Source organism: Enterococcus sp. AZ020 (assembly GCF_050499205.1).
Taxonomy (GTDB): domain Bacteria; phylum Bacillota; class Bacilli; order Lactobacillales; family Enterococcaceae; genus Enterococcus_L; species Enterococcus_L dunnyi.
The window spans coordinates 1,081,276-1,098,684 of record NZ_JBIPAT010000001.1 but is presented as its reverse complement, the minus strand read 5'-3'; the positions used below and the strand labels follow the sequence as shown (position 1 = coordinate 1,098,684).

The 17,409-nt window shown below is 38.1% G+C and carries 17 protein-coding genes; 12 read left to right on the top strand and 5 right to left on the bottom strand.

Annotation, left to right across the window (positions count from 1 at the left end; translation table 11 throughout):
* The first annotated feature begins 8 nt into the window (after positions 1-8).
* The 9 genes from rpsK to truA all read left to right on the top strand — a co-directional run bounded on the left by rpsK (position 9) and on the right by truA (position 7,981).
* The gene (gene rpsK / locus IGI58_RS05290) at positions 9-398 is read left to right on the top strand and encodes a 30S ribosomal protein S11 (RefSeq protein WP_087642012.1); all 390 of its coding nucleotides are present in this window, start codon (positions 9-11) and stop codon (positions 396-398) included.
* An 80-nt stretch (positions 399-478) separates the two neighbouring features.
* Complete coding sequence (locus IGI58_RS05285) at positions 479-1,417, top strand: DNA-directed RNA polymerase subunit alpha (RefSeq protein WP_069662434.1); 939 nt, start codon at positions 479-481, stop codon at positions 1,415-1,417.
* A gap of 27 nt (positions 1,418-1,444) precedes the next feature.
* The gene (gene rplQ / locus IGI58_RS05280; RefSeq protein ID WP_069662435.1) at positions 1,445-1,828 is read left to right on the top strand and encodes a 50S ribosomal protein L17; all 384 of its coding nucleotides are present in this window, start codon (positions 1,445-1,447) and stop codon (positions 1,826-1,828) included.
* A gap of 283 nt (positions 1,829-2,111) precedes the next feature.
* The gene (locus tag IGI58_RS05275; protein WP_429954253.1) at positions 2,112-3,323 is read left to right on the top strand and encodes a hypothetical protein; all 1,212 of its coding nucleotides are present in this window, start codon (positions 2,112-2,114) and stop codon (positions 3,321-3,323) included.
* Positions 3,324-3,337: 14 nt separating this feature from the next.
* Positions 3,338-4,513: a M20 family metallopeptidase gene (locus tag IGI58_RS05270; RefSeq protein ID WP_429954254.1), complete on the top strand. Its 1,176-nt coding sequence runs from the start codon at positions 3,338-3,340 to the stop codon at positions 4,511-4,513.
* Between the two features lie 226 nt (positions 4,514-4,739).
* Positions 4,740-5,579, top strand: a complete 840-nt coding sequence (locus IGI58_RS05265) for an energy-coupling factor ABC transporter ATP-binding protein (protein WP_429954255.1) — start codon at positions 4,740-4,742, stop codon at positions 5,577-5,579.
* Complete coding sequence (locus IGI58_RS05260) at positions 5,555-6,421, top strand: energy-coupling factor ABC transporter ATP-binding protein (protein WP_429954256.1); 867 nt, start codon at positions 5,555-5,557, stop codon at positions 6,419-6,421. The genes IGI58_RS05265 and IGI58_RS05260 overlap by 25 nt, the downstream gene beginning before the upstream one ends.
* The gene (locus IGI58_RS05255; protein ID WP_429954257.1) at positions 6,418-7,215 is read left to right on the top strand and encodes an energy-coupling factor transporter transmembrane component T family protein; all 798 of its coding nucleotides are present in this window, start codon (positions 6,418-6,420) and stop codon (positions 7,213-7,215) included. The genes IGI58_RS05260 and IGI58_RS05255 overlap by 4 nt, the downstream gene beginning before the upstream one ends.
* 19 nt (positions 7,216-7,234) lie before the next feature.
* The gene (gene truA, locus IGI58_RS05250; RefSeq protein WP_429954258.1) at positions 7,235-7,981 is read left to right on the top strand and encodes a tRNA pseudouridine(38-40) synthase TruA; all 747 of its coding nucleotides are present in this window, start codon (positions 7,235-7,237) and stop codon (positions 7,979-7,981) included.
* Positions 7,982-8,082: 101 nt separating this feature from the next.
* Here truA and IGI58_RS05245 read toward each other — a convergent pair whose 3' ends face one another.
* The 5 genes from IGI58_RS05245 to IGI58_RS05225 all read right to left on the bottom strand — a co-directional run bounded on the left by IGI58_RS05245 (position 8,083) and on the right by IGI58_RS05225 (position 14,819).
* On the bottom strand, positions 8,083-9,591 hold the full coding sequence (locus IGI58_RS05245; RefSeq protein WP_429954259.1) for a helix-turn-helix domain-containing protein: 1,509 nt from the start codon (positions 9,589-9,591) through the stop codon (positions 8,083-8,085).
* 391 nt (positions 9,592-9,982) lie between these two features.
* Entirely contained in the window at positions 9,983-11,335 is a 1,353-nt protein-coding gene (gene brnQ / locus IGI58_RS05240) for a branched-chain amino acid transport system II carrier protein (RefSeq protein ID WP_225534718.1), read from the bottom strand.
* Between the two features lie 116 nt (positions 11,336-11,451).
* Positions 11,452-11,940, bottom strand: a complete 489-nt coding sequence (locus IGI58_RS05235) for a GNAT family N-acetyltransferase (protein ID WP_225534719.1) — start codon at positions 11,938-11,940, stop codon at positions 11,452-11,454.
* A 13-nt stretch (positions 11,941-11,953) separates the two neighbouring features.
* The gene (locus tag IGI58_RS05230) at positions 11,954-12,280 is read right to left on the bottom strand and encodes a MazG-like family protein (protein WP_225534720.1); all 327 of its coding nucleotides are present in this window, start codon (positions 12,278-12,280) and stop codon (positions 11,954-11,956) included.
* A 175-nt stretch (positions 12,281-12,455) separates the two neighbouring features.
* Positions 12,456-14,819 (bottom strand): ATP-binding cassette domain-containing protein, encoded by a 2,364-nt coding sequence (locus IGI58_RS05225; RefSeq protein ID WP_429954260.1) that lies wholly within the window; start codon positions 14,817-14,819, stop codon positions 12,456-12,458.
* 132 nt (positions 14,820-14,951) lie between these two features.
* Here IGI58_RS05225 and IGI58_RS05220 point away from each other — a divergent pair, with 132 nt between their 5' ends.
* The 3 genes from IGI58_RS05220 to IGI58_RS05210 all read left to right on the top strand — a co-directional run bounded on the left by IGI58_RS05220 (position 14,952) and on the right by IGI58_RS05210 (position 17,367).
* Positions 14,952-15,632, top strand: coding sequence for a response regulator transcription factor (locus IGI58_RS05220; protein WP_429954261.1), 681 nt, complete (start codon positions 14,952-14,954; stop codon positions 15,630-15,632).
* On the top strand, positions 15,619-16,653 hold the full coding sequence (locus tag IGI58_RS05215) for an ATP-binding protein (protein WP_429954262.1): 1,035 nt from the start codon (positions 15,619-15,621) through the stop codon (positions 16,651-16,653). Before IGI58_RS05220 ends, IGI58_RS05215 begins: the two co-directional genes overlap by 14 nt.
* 84 nt (positions 16,654-16,737) lie before the next feature.
* Complete coding sequence (locus tag IGI58_RS05210) at positions 16,738-17,367, top strand: histidine phosphatase family protein (RefSeq protein ID WP_429954263.1); 630 nt, start codon at positions 16,738-16,740, stop codon at positions 17,365-17,367.
* Positions 17,368-17,409: the final 42 nt, after the last annotated feature.

Below are 17,409 nucleotides of genomic sequence, written 5' to 3'. Positions count from 1 at the left end.
AGATCTTCATGGCAGCAAAAAAAGTTAGTCGTAAACGCCGTGTGAAAAAGAATATAGAATCTGGGATTGCACATATCCACTCTACATTCAATAATACAATTGTAATGATTACTGATACTCATGGAAATGCGTTAGCATGGTCATCAGCAGGATCATTAGGTTTTAAAGGAAGCAAAAAATCAACACCGTTTGCAGCTCAAATGGCCGCAGAAGCTGCAACTAAAGCAGCACAAGAACACGGACTTAAAACTGTTGATGTAACAGTTAAAGGACCAGGTTCTGGACGTGAAGCAGCGATTCGTTCATTGCAAGCAACAGGTTTAGAAGTGACTGCAATTCGTGACGTGACTCCAGTTCCTCATAATGGATGCCGCCCTCCAAAACGCCGTCGTGTTTAATGAGTGCCACTCATTCTGAGTTTGAATCAAGAACGTCATTGAACAAGACACTTTTCGTTTTGAAAGGGGTATAGATAAGAATGATTGAATTTGAAAAACCAAGAATCGAAAAAATTGATGAAAATAGAGATTATGGCAAGTTCGTCGTTGAACCGCTGGAAAGAGGTTACGGGACTACTTTAGGTAATTCTCTACGTCGTATTTTATTATCTTCTTTACCAGGAGCTGCTATTACCAATATTCAAATCGATGGAGTGCTGCATGAATTTTCTACAATTAAAGGTGTTAGAGAAGACGTAACGCAAATCATTTTGAATATCAAAGGTCTAGCTTTGAAGCTTTATGCAGAAGAAGAGAAAACCCTTGAGATCGATATTACAGGACCTGCTACAGTAACTGCTGGCGATATTATCGTTGACAGCGATGTTGAGATCTTGAATAAAGATTTAGTTATCTGTAGTGTCTCTGAAGGAGCTACTTTCCACGCTCGCTTAACAGTGAAACCTGGTCGTGGCTATGTTCAAGCAGACGAAAACAAAAAGGAAGATATGCCGATCGGTGTGCTCCCTGTTGATTCCATCTATACGCCAGTTCGCCGTGTGAACTACCAAGTAGAAAACACTCGTGTTGGTCGTCGTGATGACTTCGACAAATTAACAATGGAAATATGGACTGATGGTTCAATCATTCCTCAAGAAGCTCTTAGCTTAGCTGCTAAGATCATGACTGAGCATTTAGACATCTTTGTAAACCTTACTGACGAAGCAAAAAATGCTGAAATCATGGTTGAAAAAGAAGAAACACAAAAAGAAAAAATGTTGGAAATGACCATCGAAGAACTAGACTTGTCTGTTCGTTCATACAACTGTCTAAAACGTGCAGGTATCAACACTGTACAAGAACTTACAAATAAATCTGAACCAGAAATGATCAAAGTACGTAATTTAGGTCGTAAATCTCTTGAAGAGGTTAAACTGAAATTGCATGATTTAGGTTTAGGCTTACGTAAAGACGATTAATACTTTTTACGAAGGAGGAAAACCAACGTGGGTTATCGTAAATTAGGACGCACATCAAGCCAACGTAAGGCAATGTTGCGTGACTTAACTACTGATTTAATTATCAACGAACGTATCGTTACAACTGAAGCTCGTGCGAAAGAAATTCGTTCAACTACAGAAAAAATGATTACATTAGGCAAACGTGGAGATCTTCATGCTCGTCGTCAAGCAGCGACATTTGTACGCAATGAAGTTGCCAGCGTACGTGAAGAAAACGAAGCTATTGTTGTTGAATCAGCTTTACAAAAACTATTCAATGATTTAGCACCTCGTTATGCTGAACGTCAAGGTGGTTACACTCGTATCTTGAAGACAGAACCAAGACGCGGAGATGCAGCGCCAATGGTAATTATTGAATTTGTTAAATAATCAAACTATACCGTCACTTTATAGATGATTCTTTTAGAGTGTTATGATGTTGGAGGCGACTCCTAGTCTAGCTCAACGCTTTCTCTGCTGAATGCATATTCAGCAGAGAAGCACTCATCATAGTATAAGGTGTATTTTTTTGCCCTAGGAACTTTCTTGGGGTTTTTTTGTGTTTATAAAACTAAATAGTATTTTTTGTCATCTTATTGCGCATAAGTGTTATTTTTAGTATACTTTGTTTAATCAGAATTTTCTGAAAAATAATGTGAGAAAGGGGAATAATATGGCGCAAATGACGGCTTTTACATTAGTAATGGGTATTTTATATATTGGTGATATCATTTCAAGTAAAACAAAAGCTTGGGTTTCATCAGTTTTCGTGTGTGCTGTGCTATTTGTTGTAGGGTATTGGACATTTTTTCCAAAAAATATTGTTGAAATTGCGGGGATCCCACCTGTAGTAGCAACATTATTGATGTATTTATTGATTACGAATATGGGCACACTATTATCGATCAAGGAACTGGGCAATCAATGGAAAACGATCGTGATCACCTTATCAGGAATCACGGGAATCGTTGTCTTGTTATTGACTGTCGGTTCTTTTATATTTGATTTAGAAACAGTTTTAGTAGCAGTTCCGCCATTAGTAGGAGGAGTAGTTTCATCTTTGATTATGTCTGAGGCAGCGCAGACCGCTGGATTGACCTCATTATCAGTATTAGCTATTCTGATTTATGTGATGCAGGGCTTCGCTGGCTATCCTTTAACCTCCATCATGTTAAAGAAGGAAGGAAAGCGAATGCTCGAAAAATATCGTAATGGACAATGGCAGCCGCTAAATGAGCAAAAGAAAAGTTCTTTAAAAGACACTATTATAGAGGATGAAACGATTCCTAAATTATTCAAAAAAGTCCCTAAAAAATATCATACAGATTTTTCACGTATTTTTCGCTTGGCTTGTGTGGCTTTGGCTGCATACTATGTATCTGTTTGGTGCAGTTCCTTTGTTTCGATCAGCCCTTTTGTTCTCTGTCTATTTTTTGGTGTTATCGCTTCTACTTTAGGCTTTTTAGAAAAGCAGCCTTTGAAACAAGCAAATAGCTTTGGTTTTGCTATTTTAGGATTGATGCTCTTTATTTTTGATGGCTTAAAAAAGGCAACACCTGAAATGTTGGAAGAGCTGCTTTTACCGATGGTAGGAATCATTATTATTGGTGTAGCGGGTATGTATCTTTTTTCTGCAATTGTGGGTAAGATATTAGGTGTTAGTAAAGAAATGGCCTTTGCAGTGTCTTTAACAGCACTTTACGGATTTCCGGCAGACTATATTATTACTAACGAAGTCATCCAGTCGCTAACAGAAGATGAAAAGGAAATAGAAGCGTTGACGCGTCATATGATGCCGCCGATGTTAGTAGCAGGTTTCATCACAGTGACGATTGTTTCTGTGATTTTAGCAGGAATTTTTTCAAGTATTTTATTAAGCTTATAGGAGTGAATGATAGTATGGAACAGTTAAAAGCGTTGATTGGAAAATATACACCTACAATGATTGAGTTTAGAAGAGATCTCCATCAACATCCAGAATTGCAATTTGAAGAATTTAGAACGACTGATAAGGTTGCTGAAGTACTCGATCAACTTGGTATTCCTTATCGTAAAACCGAACCAACAGGGATCATTGCAGAGCTTGTTGGTGGGAAAGCTGGTAAAACGGTTGCCTTAAGAGCTGATATGGATGCATTACCAGTTCAGGAGCTGAATGATGAATTGCCATATAAATCATTAGAAGAAGGAAAAATGCATGCCTGTGGACATGATGCGCATACTGCAATGCTCTTAACAGCAGCAAAAGCATTGAAAGAGGTTCAGTCAGAGATAAAGGGGACTGTTCGCTTTATTTTTCAACCATCAGAGGAAAATGCTCAAGGAGCGAAAGCAATGGTTGAACAAGGGGCTGTTGATAATGTAGATAATGTATTCGGCATCCATATCTGGTCACAGATGCTTTCAGGAATAGCCTCTTGTGTGGTGGGCTCGTCGTTTGCTTCGGCTGATATTTTTTCCGTCGATTTTAAAGGTCGGGGTGGTCATGGTGCTATGCCGGATGCATGTGTAGATGCAGCGTTGATTGCTTCTTCCTTTGTGATGAATGTGCAGTCAGTTGTTTCAAGAGAGACAAATCCGCTAGATCCTGTTGTTGTGACGGTAGGAAAAATGGATGTCGGAACTCGTTTTAATGTGATTGCTGAAAATGCACGCTTAGAAGGGACTGTACGCTGTTTTAGCATTGAGACTCGTGATCGTGTAGAGAATGCGTTAAGACGCTTTGCAGAGCAGACAGCAGCGATGTATGGCGGTACTGCCGACCTTGTTTATGATCATGGCACACTACCGGTGATCAATGATGAAAAAGACGCTCTCTTTGCTCAAGCCGTGATCAAAGAAAACTTTGGCGAGCAAGCATTGATCCAAGAGCCGCCAACTACTGGTGGTGAAGACTTTAGTTATTTCACGGAGCGTACTCCTGGTTGTTTTGCTCTGGTAGGCTGTGGAAATCCCGAAAAGGATACGCAATGGGCACATCATCATGGGCGTTTCAATGTAGATGAGAATGCAATGGCGATCGGTGCGGAGCTTTATGCACAGTATGCATTTGAATACTTGCAGCAGAATTCTTGAGAATATAATGAATCAGAAAGATTGAAACCATTTTGCTAGATGTTTCAATCTTTTTTGCTTACGAGACAAAAAAATACATAAATATTCCTGTCTTGACAGATTAGAATTCCCATATTGCAGCTTCTTTTGTTATAATAGAAAATAGCGTAAATAAAAGAAGATTTGATTGAAAAAGCACTGATTTTTTGTTAGTGTTAGTAAGACTAAATAATTGAGGGAGTACGCGATGCAACCGATAATTGAATTAAAAAATATTGAATTTAGCTATCAACCAGAAGAGGCTTCTCCCGCTTTGAATGATGTATCTTTTTCCATCCAACAAGGTGAGTGGATAGCAATTATTGGGCATAATGGTTCAGGAAAATCTACGTTGGCCAAAACGATCAATGGACTGTTATTGCCGGAAGCGGGCAGTATTTCAGTTGGTGGTAAAGAATTGAACGAGGACAATGTATGGGAAATCAGACGAATGGTGGGGATGGTTTTCCAAAATCCTGACAACCAGTTTGTTGGCTCGACAGTAGAAGATGATGTAGCCTTTGGTTTGGAAAATCAAGGGATTCCGCGTGAGGAAATGGTGATCAGAGTGAAGGATGCTCTTGAGAAGGTGCGGATGGATTCCTTCGCCACTCGTGAACCAGCTCGTTTATCTGGCGGTCAAAAACAACGTGTAGCAATTGCGGGCGTTGTTGCTTTGCGTCCAGATATTATTATCTTGGATGAGGCAACTAGTATGCTTGATCCGGAAGGTCGGGAAGAAGTGATCTCGACGATCAAAAAAATCAAAGAAGCAAGCAATCTAACCGTTATTTCGATTACTCATGATATTGATGAAGCCGCTAATGCGAATAGAATCTTGGTCATGAAGCAAGGGAAGCTAGTCAAAGAAGGAACTCCTGCTGATATTTTTTCTGCAGGAACGGAGTTAGTCCAAATGGGTCTTGATTTACCATTTCCGGAAAAATTGAAAATTGCTTTAAAAGATCGTGGCGTTGCTGTACCTGATGAATATTTGACTGAAGAAAGGATGGTGGACTGGCTATGGACATCCGTTTTGAACAAGTAGATTTTACGTACCAGCCAAATACACCATTTGAACAACGTGCTTTATTTGATTTGAATCTTACGATAAAAGAAGGCTCATACACAGCGATCGTTGGGCATACAGGTAGTGGGAAATCGACGTTGCTTCAGCATTTAAATGCACTTGTTAAGCCAACAAAAGGGAAAGTGATGATCGGTGATCGGACGATATTACCTGAAACGAATAATAAAAATTTAAAACCTATCCGTAAAAAAGTCGGCATTGTTTTTCAATTTCCAGAAGCACAATTGTTTGAAGAAACTGTTGAAAGGGACATCGCTTTTGGCCCTAAAAATTTTGGTGTGAGCGACGAAGAAGGAAAACGATTAGCAAAAGAAATGCTGACGCTTGTTGGTCTGGATGAAAGCTATTTAGAGCGTTCACCATTTGAACTTTCTGGCGGTCAAATGCGTCGTGTCGCAATTGCCGGGGTTTTAGCGATGGAGCCTGAAATTCTGGTTTTAGATGAACCCACAGCTGGTTTAGATCCTCAAGGGCGTAAAGAAATGATGGGAATGTTCCAAAAGCTACATGAAGAACGTGGGATGACGATCGTTTTAGTCACTCATTTAATGGATGATGTAGCTAATTATGCAGACCATGTGCTCGTTCTTGAAAAGGGGAAAATCGTTAAAGATGGGACTCCGCAAAGTGTATTTGAAGATATCGACTGGCTGAAGGAAAAACAATTAGGTGTACCTACAGCTGCTAGTTTCGCAGAAAAGCTGATAGCTAAAGGAATGTCATTTGACACGTTACCTTTAACAGCAGAGGCATTAGCAGATGATTTGTTAGAAGAGTTGAAGGCAGGTGTTGACCTGTGATGAATAAATTGATTTTTGGACGCTACATTCCGGGGGATTCATTTATACACACAATGGACCCAAGGGCGAAACTGATTGCCAGCTTTTATTTTATTGGGATCATCTTCTTGGCGAATAATTGGCAGACGTACACAGTATTAGCTGTATTTACGCTGTTTGCGATCTTTTTATCGAAAGTCAATATTCGCTTCTTTATTCGTGGTATCAAACCACTGATTTGGCTGATTCTCTTTACTGTGGCATTGCAGATGTTGTTTACCCAAGGAGGAGAAGTTTACTTCAAATGGGGAATTTTCACCGTCACTGAGTTTGGTGTGATCAATGGCTTATTCATTTTTTGCCGCTTTGTGCTGATCATTTTCATGTCGACCTTATTGACATTGACGACACCGCCGCTTGATTTATCAGACGCGATCGAATATCTACTGCGTCCGTTAAAAGTAGTTCGTTTTCCTGTTCATGAAGTATCATTGATGTTGTCGATTGCTTTGCGATTTGTACCGACATTGATGGATGAAACAGAAAAAATCATGAACGCCCAACGTGCCAGAGGAGTCGACTTCGGTGAAGGAAGCTTGATTCAAAAGATGAAGGCAATCGTACCTTTATTGATTCCATTATTTGTCAGCAGCTTTAATCGAGCAGAAGATTTAGCTACGGCAATGGAAGCAAGAGGCTATCAAGGTGGAGAAGGACGGACAAAATATCGGATTTTACATTGGCATTTGAATGATACCATTGTAATGCTGGCTTTTGGGGTCTTAACAGCAGTCTTGATTTTTATCAGAAGTTAGAAGTAAAGGTGGAAAAGAAATGCCGCGTTACAAAGCAGTGATTGCTTATGATGGAACAAATTTTAATGGATTTCAGATTCAACCAGATAAACGAACCGTCCAAGGAGAATTTGAAAACACATTGCGAAGAATAAACAATGGCAAAACGATCACGATTTTTGGTTCAGGTCGGACAGATGCTGGAGTCCATGCCGAAGGTCAAGTCATTCATTTTGATTATGATCAAACACGTGATTTAGAAAAAATGCGTTATGCATTGGATACACAAACACCGAAAGATATTGCGGTGAAAAGCATAGAAATCGTGCCGGAGGATTTTCATGCACGTTATCATGTCGTAGAAAAAACCTATTGCTTCCGTGTAGATATTGGCAAACCAAGAAGTCCGTTTAAGCGATTTTATGCAACTCATTTTATGTATCCGGTCGATGTAAATAAAATACGTCGAGCGTTACCTGATTTATTAGGAACGCATGATTTTACCTCATTTTGTGCCTCAGGTACGGAAATCGAAGATAAAGTTCGAACGATTTATGAGGCGAAGCTTGAAGTAAATGAAGCAGAAAATGAATTGATTTTTACATTTCGCGGAGATGGTTTCTTATATAAAATGATCCGTATTTTAGTTGGTACATTGCTTAAGATGGGATCAGGACGCATTGATGAAACAACGATCCCGCAAATATTGGCTGCAAAGGATCGAAATTTTGCTGGACCAACAGCAAATCCGGAAGGCTTATATTTAATGGAAGTAAAATATGAATAATAAAAGTCCTGAACAAAACAGTTTTCTAGTTTTGTTCGGGACTTTTATTGTTATAAAGGATGGTCAAAAGTCAGGCTCTTTTCTTCAGAATAAAAGAAAGATCAATCTTCTACAATATTTTTTTGCTCAAACAACTGCTGTAAAACACGATACAAATCAGCTAACTCTTCTTCCTTATACGAAAGATCCCAGAAATAAAGAGGTAAATCAGGTGTCTTTTTTCTAGGTAATAGAGAAGAGCTGATAACGAGGTCATACTCGTCGTTCAATTCTTCTTTGTAAGGGGCTGCATCAACAAAACCTAGATCATTCAGGAACTGATAGATCTTACTGACCAAAAGAAAATTATGCTCAAATGCCACACCCACTTTTAAATGTTCAGCGTGTTTTGGTTTATCATAGATCGGCAGTAAAATGTTTTTAAAGGCATTAACAAGCGGTTTTTTGATCGTGTAAATGAATTTGCTCCCTTTTTCCTGAGACTTTTCTTCAAAAAATAAGTGAATTTTTGTTTCCAGGAATTGATCCGCTTTACTGCGTGTTTTAGGAGCTTCAACAAGTTTTTCCAGATTAGGGAAAGGTTGACGTAGGGTATAAAAGGCAAACATCACATTCAATAAATTACCAATGATGATGGAATTATCCAGTGCTTCAGGTTCATTTTTAAAGATGTTGTGTTTCGCGTAGTCTAGAAATTCAGAGACGATATCGTACACGAGATTCGGTCGAGTTGAAAAATCATGGAGTGTTTGAAATAATGAAGGATCATCATCCAGCGTATAAAAAGGAGCATAGTGGGCCAGAAAGAAAATGAAACTGCTCTCCCCTTTACTTTGTTCAAATGAAAGAGTTTGCTCTGCACCAAGTTCTTTATTTAAACGCTCAAAATCATAATAAGGATTGTCCATCATCAAAAAGTCATAGCGACTATCATAAGGAACAAAAAACTTTTTCCGTGTCCGGCACAGAAAAATTGCGGCAAAATAGGTCAGTTCTTTGGCACCGAGATATGTTCTAGACAAAGGAAAGTATTCAGCATAAGCGCCAGCTAAACGCTCAGCGTCTTCAAAAGCCACACTCTCAAAGGGCCATGCTGTACCTCTCGTTCCTAACCAAAGCGCATTAAAAAGAGCTACTCGAACAGCACGTTCATCGCCAATCAAATTTGCTTCAGTATAACCAAAGCGTAAGTTGAATTGTTTTACATGCTTCTTTAACGGCAGCATCTTTCTGGAAACGGTAGAACGGCTGACGAAATAACGTTGACAAAAGTCATCTATACTAGGTTCTTCATGATTTAAAAAATACAGGATGAATTGAAATGGTACGGACTTTTTTAATAAAAAGTAGCGATATTCGTCAATCGTGACGAGTAATTTTGTACTATCGATTTTACCAGCTTTTTTTAAAATAGAAGGGTGTGTTTTCGTTATTTTCAATAAATCATTATTGATTTCATTTAAGATGATAAAAGTTTGTTGATAATTCAATGATTTTTCTTCCGATAATTGAGTAATTGAGATATCAGGCTGATTGATTTGTGTGATTCGTTTGAAAAGCTCAAACTTTGTCAATACACCTGAATCCATCATCAATTCTTCATAAAGCATGTTTATCACTTCCTTGCCCTTATTCTACTGTATTTAGGGTAGACTTGTCAGCTAAGACGATGGAGCTGAAACACTTAGTGATGCATCCTTAACAAAAAGCTGAGCTTTCGCGGAAATATGAACAAAAGATAAAAACAAATGAACGATATTTCTGGAAAATAAAGCATTAAGAAGTCAAAAAGATAAGTTATCAAAAAATGGAAAGAGGGTTCTTTTGTTGTAGAGCGATTTCAGTATTTTACCAATCTTAAAAATAGTTTTAACTGATCCAAGTAGATATTGTCGCTCTTTAAATAAGGAATGAGAGTACAAGTATGGTTTTGTCCTATTTTTATCCAAAATGAAAAAGTCTAAAATATAACTCAAAGAGCTATACTTTAGACTTATGTTTTTATTCAGCTAACGGTGTTTTCTTGATCATCGTCCAGAAAATACCGATAATAAACCCAAGGATTGCGGGAACTACCCAGCCCATTCCGATCGTAAATAATGGAAGATAAGCATTTGCTGCATCTAAAATCGCAGTCACAAAACCAAGATTTTTAAAGGAATCAGGAGCACTATTTAAAGCATCTAATAAAGCAGCCAACAAAGTAACGTAAGTCGTTGTCTGATACACCTCTTGGCGATGACGGAACAAAGGGCTGAGAATAACCAAAAGCATCAAGGTCATAGCTAAAGGATAGATAAACATCAGGACAGGAATTGAAAACTGAATGATATTTGTTAAGCCGACATTTGCGAATAAGCAAGGTAAAATACTAGCAGCTGCAATATAGAATGCATACGATCTTTTTGGAAAAAGCTCAGCAAACGTTTCAGAGAAGGCAGTGATCAGACCGATCGCTGTCTTTAAGCAAGCTAGTATAACGATAAAGGCAAGTAGAATACTCCCTAAATTCCCCAAATAATGGTTGGCGATTTGAGCTAATGCGATGCCGCCATTTTCACTAAGTGGAAATCCACCTAAGCTCATCGTTCCCATGTAAGATAATAGGGTATAGATAATTCCCATCAAAATAATACTGACCGCACCAGATTTGATCGTGTCTTTTGCTATGTCATTCGGCTTTTCAACACCCATTCCTTTGATCGTTGAAACAATAATGATCCCAAAGGCTAAAGAAGCGAGTGCATCCAGTGTATTGTAGCCCTCAGTGAAGCCTTTAAAAAAAGGATTTTCTGTATAGGCACTGCCGATTTCAGCAGATGAAATACTACCTAAAGGATTCAAAAAGGCAAATAAAAGTAAAATAGCTAATAAAAATAGAAATAAGGGATTTAAAAATTTGCCTACATAATCTAATAGTTTTGATGGTTTACGCGAGAAAGCCCAAGCAATCAAAAAGAAAATCGCTGAAAAAATCGCTAAAAATATTTTTTGTTGGTTGGTAGAAACAAAAGGAGCCAGTCCAATTTCAAATGAAGTTGTTGCTAAACGAGGTAAAGCAAAAAAAGGTCCGATCGTCAGATAGAGCAGTACAGTAAATCCAACGGCATATCGTCTATTTACTCGAGTGGCCAAATCAAAAACACCATTGCTTTTAGAAATACCTATTGCAATGACACCTAGAAAAGGCAAACCGATACCTGTGATCAAAAAGCCAAGATTGGCAAGAAAAATATTTGCCCCTGCTTCTTGCCCCATATGAACAGGGAAAATCAGATTTCCTGCTCCGAAAAACAACCCAAATAGCATAGACCCTACATAAAGGTATTCACGCCACGATAATTTCTTTGTCACACTTTCACACTCCTAATATTTTGTCCTTAATAAAAATAACAGAATACCTGAAGTACAGCAAGCGAATATAAAGAAAACCGCTAAGATAGCGGTTTTAAAATTAGGGAATAATGAGATTAGTCGATAAAAAAGGCAAATTGATAGTCATCACAAAATTGACCATCAATGAAAAATTCATCTTTGAATAGACCTTCCTGAATAAACCCGTTTTTTCGATAGAATTGGATCGCTCTAGAATTGGCACCCATGACGCGCAGCGAAAGTTTATGGATGTGCTCTTTTTTACCAGCTTTTTTTACATGATCTAATAATTTTTTGCCGATGCCTAAAGATTGACTTTGAGGATGAACGCCGATTCCCAGCATCCACTGTTTTTTATGTGCAAGTAATGGCGTAGGATGATGAACATCAATGAAGCCATGAACCTTCTGAGCATCAGCTGCAACAAAAATCCTACGATCAGAGACCTTTTCTTTGTATTCTTCTACAGATGCATAATAGTGAAGTACGGGCGAATTTTCATTTGTCCAAATTCTATTTTCTATTTCAAGCAGCAGAGGAAAGTCAGCTTCTTCAACTGGGCGAACAATGATTTCTTCTGACATAAGCGACCTTCTTTCATTGATTGATAGTATTGAAACGAGCCTCTAATTTTTTTCTGTGTGACGTTAAAATGTTTTCTAAGCGAATATCATATTTATCCGCTAAAATAAAAATGTTATCAAGCACATCCCCTAATTCTTCAGTCAATTCTTGAATACATTCTTCCGTTGCTTTATCTGGTTCGTCAGGACGATCACGTCCGATCTCTAATGCGCGGACAGCGCGAGCAACTTCTCCTGTTTCCTCTGCTAAAAAGCCGACGCGAATAAATGGCTCAAGATCATACCAGCCGCGTTGCTTGTAAAAATCACTGATCCATTGTTGATACTCTTTAAGTTCCATTTTCAACCTCCGTTCTTTTTTACCATAGTAGCATATCATACATAAAAAATAAAAAGAGGCTAGGCCATAATTCTACGAATTACAACCAAGTCTCTTTAAAAACGAATAAACGGAGAGAACAGAAGTAATTCCTGCGGAAATAAGCTGAATGCTCCTGTCCCGACCTCGTTCTCTTTTATTCTGATCTTAATGCTTCTACAGGATCTTTTTTCGCTGCCATTCTAGCAGGGATAGCTCCACCGATCAAGGTCAAGATGATACTGATTGCGACTAATAATAAGGCATGGATCGGATTTAATTGTGCCACATTAGTTAGGCTGGTCATATTTTCAATAACTTGATTTACAGGGAATGTCAACGCATAAGCAATGATGATACCTAATAAACCAGAGCATGCACCGATGATCAAGGTTTCAGCGTTGAAGACACGAGTGATGTCTTTCTTTCTAGCACCTAAAGCTCTTAATACCCCAATTTCTTTTGTACGTTCTAGAACCGAAATGTAAGTGATGATCCCTACCATAATCAACGAAACGATCAGTGAGATAGAAGCAAAAGCAACTAAGACAAGAGTGATTCCATTCATGATCCCGCCGGTCATTTCAGTTACCGTGCTGGCTAAGTCGGTATAAACAACTTTATCTTTATTGTCTTTGCCATCATTGTATTTATCCAAGTAATCAACTATTTGGTCTTTTGTATCAAAGTCTTTTGGATAAATATAAACCATCATTGGTGAAGCATCTCCGCCAAGATAGGCAATGAAGTTTTGCTTGCCATCTGAATCAAATTTTTCCATCGTCATGACATTCATATCTGTCTCTTTTTGTGCTTTGACGATGTCAGAATCTTTTTCTCTATTGATGATCTCTTCAACAAGTGTGTCACTGTAGGCGATTCCTTGACCTAACATTGCTACTTGCACATCTTCTTTTTGACGGACGACTGCTGAAATTTTCAGTGTCATTCCAGCGTTATCATACATTTCTGCATAATTATTTTTAGGAACGAAATTTCCTAAGTTGGTTTTTTCATAGTATTGATCATTATCGATTAGTTTTAGTTCAGTTCCTACAATATCATCGAATTTGATCGAGTCGATATTTTCTATATCAAAGCCAAGATTTTTCATTGAGTTTTCATCGATTCGGTTTTTATTATCGACAACAAGAACCATTTCAGTATCTGATTTAGGATAAGCACCTGCTAAAACATCATAGTTTTTTTCAAGATAGGACTCTTCTCCTTTTTTGAATGGTGCTGGATAAGATGAAAGCCCAACGCCATTCATACTGGTCATTCCTGCACCAGTACTGCTGCTACTTTGACTTCCGCTAGTTCCTGATGAGCTAGTCGAAAAAGAAACAGGTGAGACAGTATCATCGACTTTTCGAAGCAAGTTCATCCCTACGACCCGAGTATAGCCGATACTACGGACTGAATCAGCATCGATTTTATTCAAATAATCCAAGTATTCTTGATTGATATTATTTTTATGTGTCACACTATTCTCTTCTGGGTTATACAGATAAACTTCATTCGATTTGACAAAATCTTTTTTAGTCAGAGGACCTTCTGCCCGCATCTCGCTTAAAGATTCTTCATCCATATTGACAGCTTGCTGAGAAACAATGATTGGAAATTCAGCTAAAGCATCACTTTGAAAAGCATCGATTTGCTTTTGAAAACCGTTGGACAGGCTTAAGATCAAGGCAATACCAATGATTCCGATACTTGCTGCAAAAGCGGTCAATCCTGTTCGCCATTTTTTAGTAGCGATATTTTTTCCTGAAAGCTTTAAGGCAGTCAAAAAGCTCATGCTTGTTTTTTTCAATTCATAATGACTACTGTCTTCTGCTTCCAAATAAGGATTTGAGTCATGCAATACATGTCCATCTCTGAAATTGACGATCCTATCTGCATATTGTTCAGCTAACTCAGGATTATGGGTAACCATGATCACCAATTTGTCATCTGCGATCTCTTTGATCAAATCCATGATCTGTTCGCTGGTCGTTGTATCTAAGGCTCCTGTAGGCTCATCTGCTAAGATGATATCCGGATCGTTGGCTAACGCACGAGCGATCGCCACACGCTGCATTTGACCGCCGGATAATTGATTGGGCTTTTTATGCAGGTGGTCTTTCAATCCAACACGTTCTAACACTTCTACAGCACGTTTCTTTTTCTCATCTGCTGACACACCGCTAAGAGTCATCCCCATCTCGACATTATCTAAAATACTTAGATGAGTGATTAGATTATAACTTTGAAAAACAAAGCCAACGCTATTATTACGGTAGGCATCCCAATCTCCGTCTTTAAAATTTTTAGTAGACTTGCCATTGATGATCAAATCACCGCTGTCGTATTGATCCAACCCGCCAATGATATTCAATAGCGTGGTTTTTCCTGATCCGCTTTGTCCAAGGATTGCGACAAATTCATTTTCTCTAAAATTGATGTCTACCCCATTTAAAGCGACTTGGGTAAATTCGCCGGTCGTATAGCTTTTTTTCACATTTTTTACTTGTAACATCGTGTCTGCTCCTTCCTATTCTTATTCAGTTTATCAAAGAATTATGTACTCAGTATGAACAAATGAAAAATTTCCAATACCTTTCCAATCTATGCTATAGTTAGTGACAAAAGAGATGAAGGAAGCTAAAGTATGATTACGATTTTAGTTGTAGAAGATGATAAGAATATTCGTAAATTATTGGTGACGATCTTAAACCAAAGTGGTTATCAGACACTTCAAGCTCAAAATGGGGTTGAAGCATTAGCGCTTTTAAAGAAACAGCCAATCGATTTATTAGTTTTAGATATAATGATGCCTCAGCTCGATGGATATCAAACGGCGGAAAAAATTAGAACAATAGATACGCAATTGCCGATCATGATGGTCACTGCTAAAGGGCTGCCGATCGATCGTCGTCAAGGGTTTATTTCTGGCACAGATGATTATTTGGTAAAGCCGATCGATGAAGAGGAATTTTTGCTGCGGATCAAAGCTTTGTTGAGAAGGAGTAATGGCGAAGTAGAAGCAAAAATTCATTTAGGTAATACGACGATCGATAAAAATAGCTTATCGATCCGATCAGATCAGCATTATCAAGAATTACCGAAAAAAGAATTTCAGTTGCTGTATAAGTTATTGTCTTATCCAAACAAAATTTTTACACGACAACAATTATTAGACGATATTTGGGGAATCGATAGCATGGCTGATGAGAGAACGATCGATGTTCATATCAAGCGGTTACGGGAAAAAACAGCTGATAATCCTGATTTTACTCTTGTGACTATTCGAGGATTAGGCTATAAGGCGGTGAAACATGAGGAGACGTAAATCGCTAAATATTCAGTTTGTTTGGACGATCTTTCTGATTTTGGTTTCGACAAGCTTGATCTCTGGGTTGATTTTTTTACTATTCATGAAAATCGGCATAATCAAGTCGTTTTCGGGCTATCCAATGCTGCGTTTAGGGATCACTTTGTTTTCCTGTGTCATTATCGGGACGATTATTTCGATGATCGTTAGTAAACGCATTTTAAAGCCGATCAATGATTTAGTAAAAGGGACAGAGGAAATTGCTAAGGGAAATTTTGATATCTATGTGGAAAATACAACGGTAAATAATGAGTTGAGTGCCTTGATCGATAGTTTTAATTCGATGGCTTCAGAATTGAAAAATGTTGATACGGTTCATAATGATTTCATCACTAATTTTTCTCATGAGTTCAAGACACCAATGGTTTCGATCCGCGGATTTGCTAAGCAGCTGAATAATCCTGATTTATCAGAGATAGAAAGACAAGAAAGTGTCGCTGTTATTTTAGAAGAAACTGAACGTTTAAGTAATCTATCGATGAACATCTTATTGCTGTCAAAAATAGAAAATCAGCAACAGTTGACACTGAAAAAAACAGCGTTTTATCTGGATGAGCAGCTGCGCATGTGTATATTACTCTTGCAAGAGCTTTGGGAAGAAAAAAATATCGACTGGTCTTTAGAATTGACTCATATGTCTATTGTTGCTGATGAGGAACTACTGACACAACTTTGGCTGAACTTGATCAAAAATGCGATCAAGTATTCCGAACAAAATGGAGTGATCTCTATTAGCTGTTATGCTTTTGGCAGTGATATCAAGGTAATCGTAAAGGATAACGGAGTGGGGATGAGTGATTATGAGCGCAGGCATGTATTTGATAAGTTTTATCAAGGTGATGCCTCCCATCATACGATGGGAAATGGCTTAGGTCTAACCATCGCAGCTCGAATCGTTCAATTGCATAGCGGGAAAATCAATGTAAAATCTAAAGAATATGAAGGTGCTACATTTATAACGATTTTACCAACTAAGTAGAATAATCATTTATAAACATAAGCGCACTAGCTACTTTTTGTAGTATGATAAATGAGCAGTGAAAAATAAATGGAGGGAAGAATAATGACAACCTTTTATTTTGTCAGACATGGAAAAACAGAACTTAATTTGAGTTTACGGTTTCAAGGTGGAGAAATCGATTCACCATTATTACCGATCGGCATCGAGCAGGCAATTCAAGCAGGACGTTATTTGAGTGATGTTCGTTTTGATTTGGCAGCAGTCAGTACACAAAAACGAGCGATGGATACGGCAAATTATATCTTAAAGGAAAATAAGTATTTGGATGGTTTGACCCTCCGCTATCATGATAAATTGAGAGAAATCAAATTTGGCAAACGTGAAGGAGCAGAGATCGATCATACAGATGAGCAGACGTCATATTTACGTCAACGTCCTGATCTATATGATCCATCAAACTTTGGCGGTGAAACGATCGACTCATTAGTGTCACGATCGACTGAGACGATTGAAAAATTAAGTGAAGAATTTCCTGATGGAACGATTTTGATCGTGGCTCATGGCGTTTTACTGATCACATTGATCAATTCATTGATTGGCAAGCCAAAAGCGAATTGGCGCGAAGGCGGTCCGTTAGCAAACACAAGCATTACAATTATTGAAAAAACAGATCAATACCGTTTCAGGACATTCAATGATATTTCCTATCAAACGAAAATCGAAGAAGCATAGATGGAATGCGTGTAAAAAAGATGAAATAAAAAGTCAATTGGA

Bases quoted from the DNA above. Each gene is read 5' to 3' on its own strand.
- IGI58_RS05265 (WP_429954255.1), top strand. From the start codon at position 4,740: ATGCAACCGATAATTGAATTAAAAAATATTGAATTTAGCTATCAACCA.
- truA (WP_429954258.1), top strand. From the start codon at position 7,235: ATGCCGCGTTACAAAGCAGTGATTGCTTATGATGGAACAAATTTTAAT.
- IGI58_RS05230 (WP_225534720.1), bottom strand. From the start codon at position 12,280: ATGGAACTTAAAGAGTATCAACAATGGATCAGTGATTTTTACAAGCAA.
- IGI58_RS05260 (WP_429954256.1), top strand. From the start codon at position 5,555: ATGGACATCCGTTTTGAACAAGTAGATTTTACGTACCAGCCAAATACA.
- IGI58_RS05225 (WP_429954260.1), bottom strand. From the start codon at position 14,819: ATGTTACAAGTAAAAAATGTGAAAAAAAGCTATACGACCGGCGAATTT.
- rpsK (WP_087642012.1), top strand. From the start codon at position 9: ATGGCAGCAAAAAAAGTTAGTCGTAAACGCCGTGTGAAAAAGAATATA.
- IGI58_RS05245 (WP_429954259.1), bottom strand. From the start codon at position 9,591: ATGCTTTATGAAGAATTGATGATGGATTCAGGTGTATTGACAAAGTTT.
- IGI58_RS05235 (WP_225534719.1), bottom strand. From the start codon at position 11,940: ATGTCAGAAGAAATCATTGTTCGCCCAGTTGAAGAAGCTGACTTTCCT.
- IGI58_RS05285 (WP_069662434.1), top strand. From the start codon at position 479: ATGATTGAATTTGAAAAACCAAGAATCGAAAAAATTGATGAAAATAGA.
- IGI58_RS05220 (WP_429954261.1), top strand. From the start codon at position 14,952: ATGATTACGATTTTAGTTGTAGAAGATGATAAGAATATTCGTAAATTA.
- IGI58_RS05210 (WP_429954263.1), top strand. From the start codon at position 16,738: ATGACAACCTTTTATTTTGTCAGACATGGAAAAACAGAACTTAATTTG.
- IGI58_RS05275 (WP_429954253.1), top strand. From the start codon at position 2,112: ATGGCGCAAATGACGGCTTTTACATTAGTAATGGGTATTTTATATATT.
- IGI58_RS05215 (WP_429954262.1), top strand. From the start codon at position 15,619: ATGAGGAGACGTAAATCGCTAAATATTCAGTTTGTTTGGACGATCTTT.
- IGI58_RS05270 (WP_429954254.1), top strand. From the start codon at position 3,338: ATGGAACAGTTAAAAGCGTTGATTGGAAAATATACACCTACAATGATT.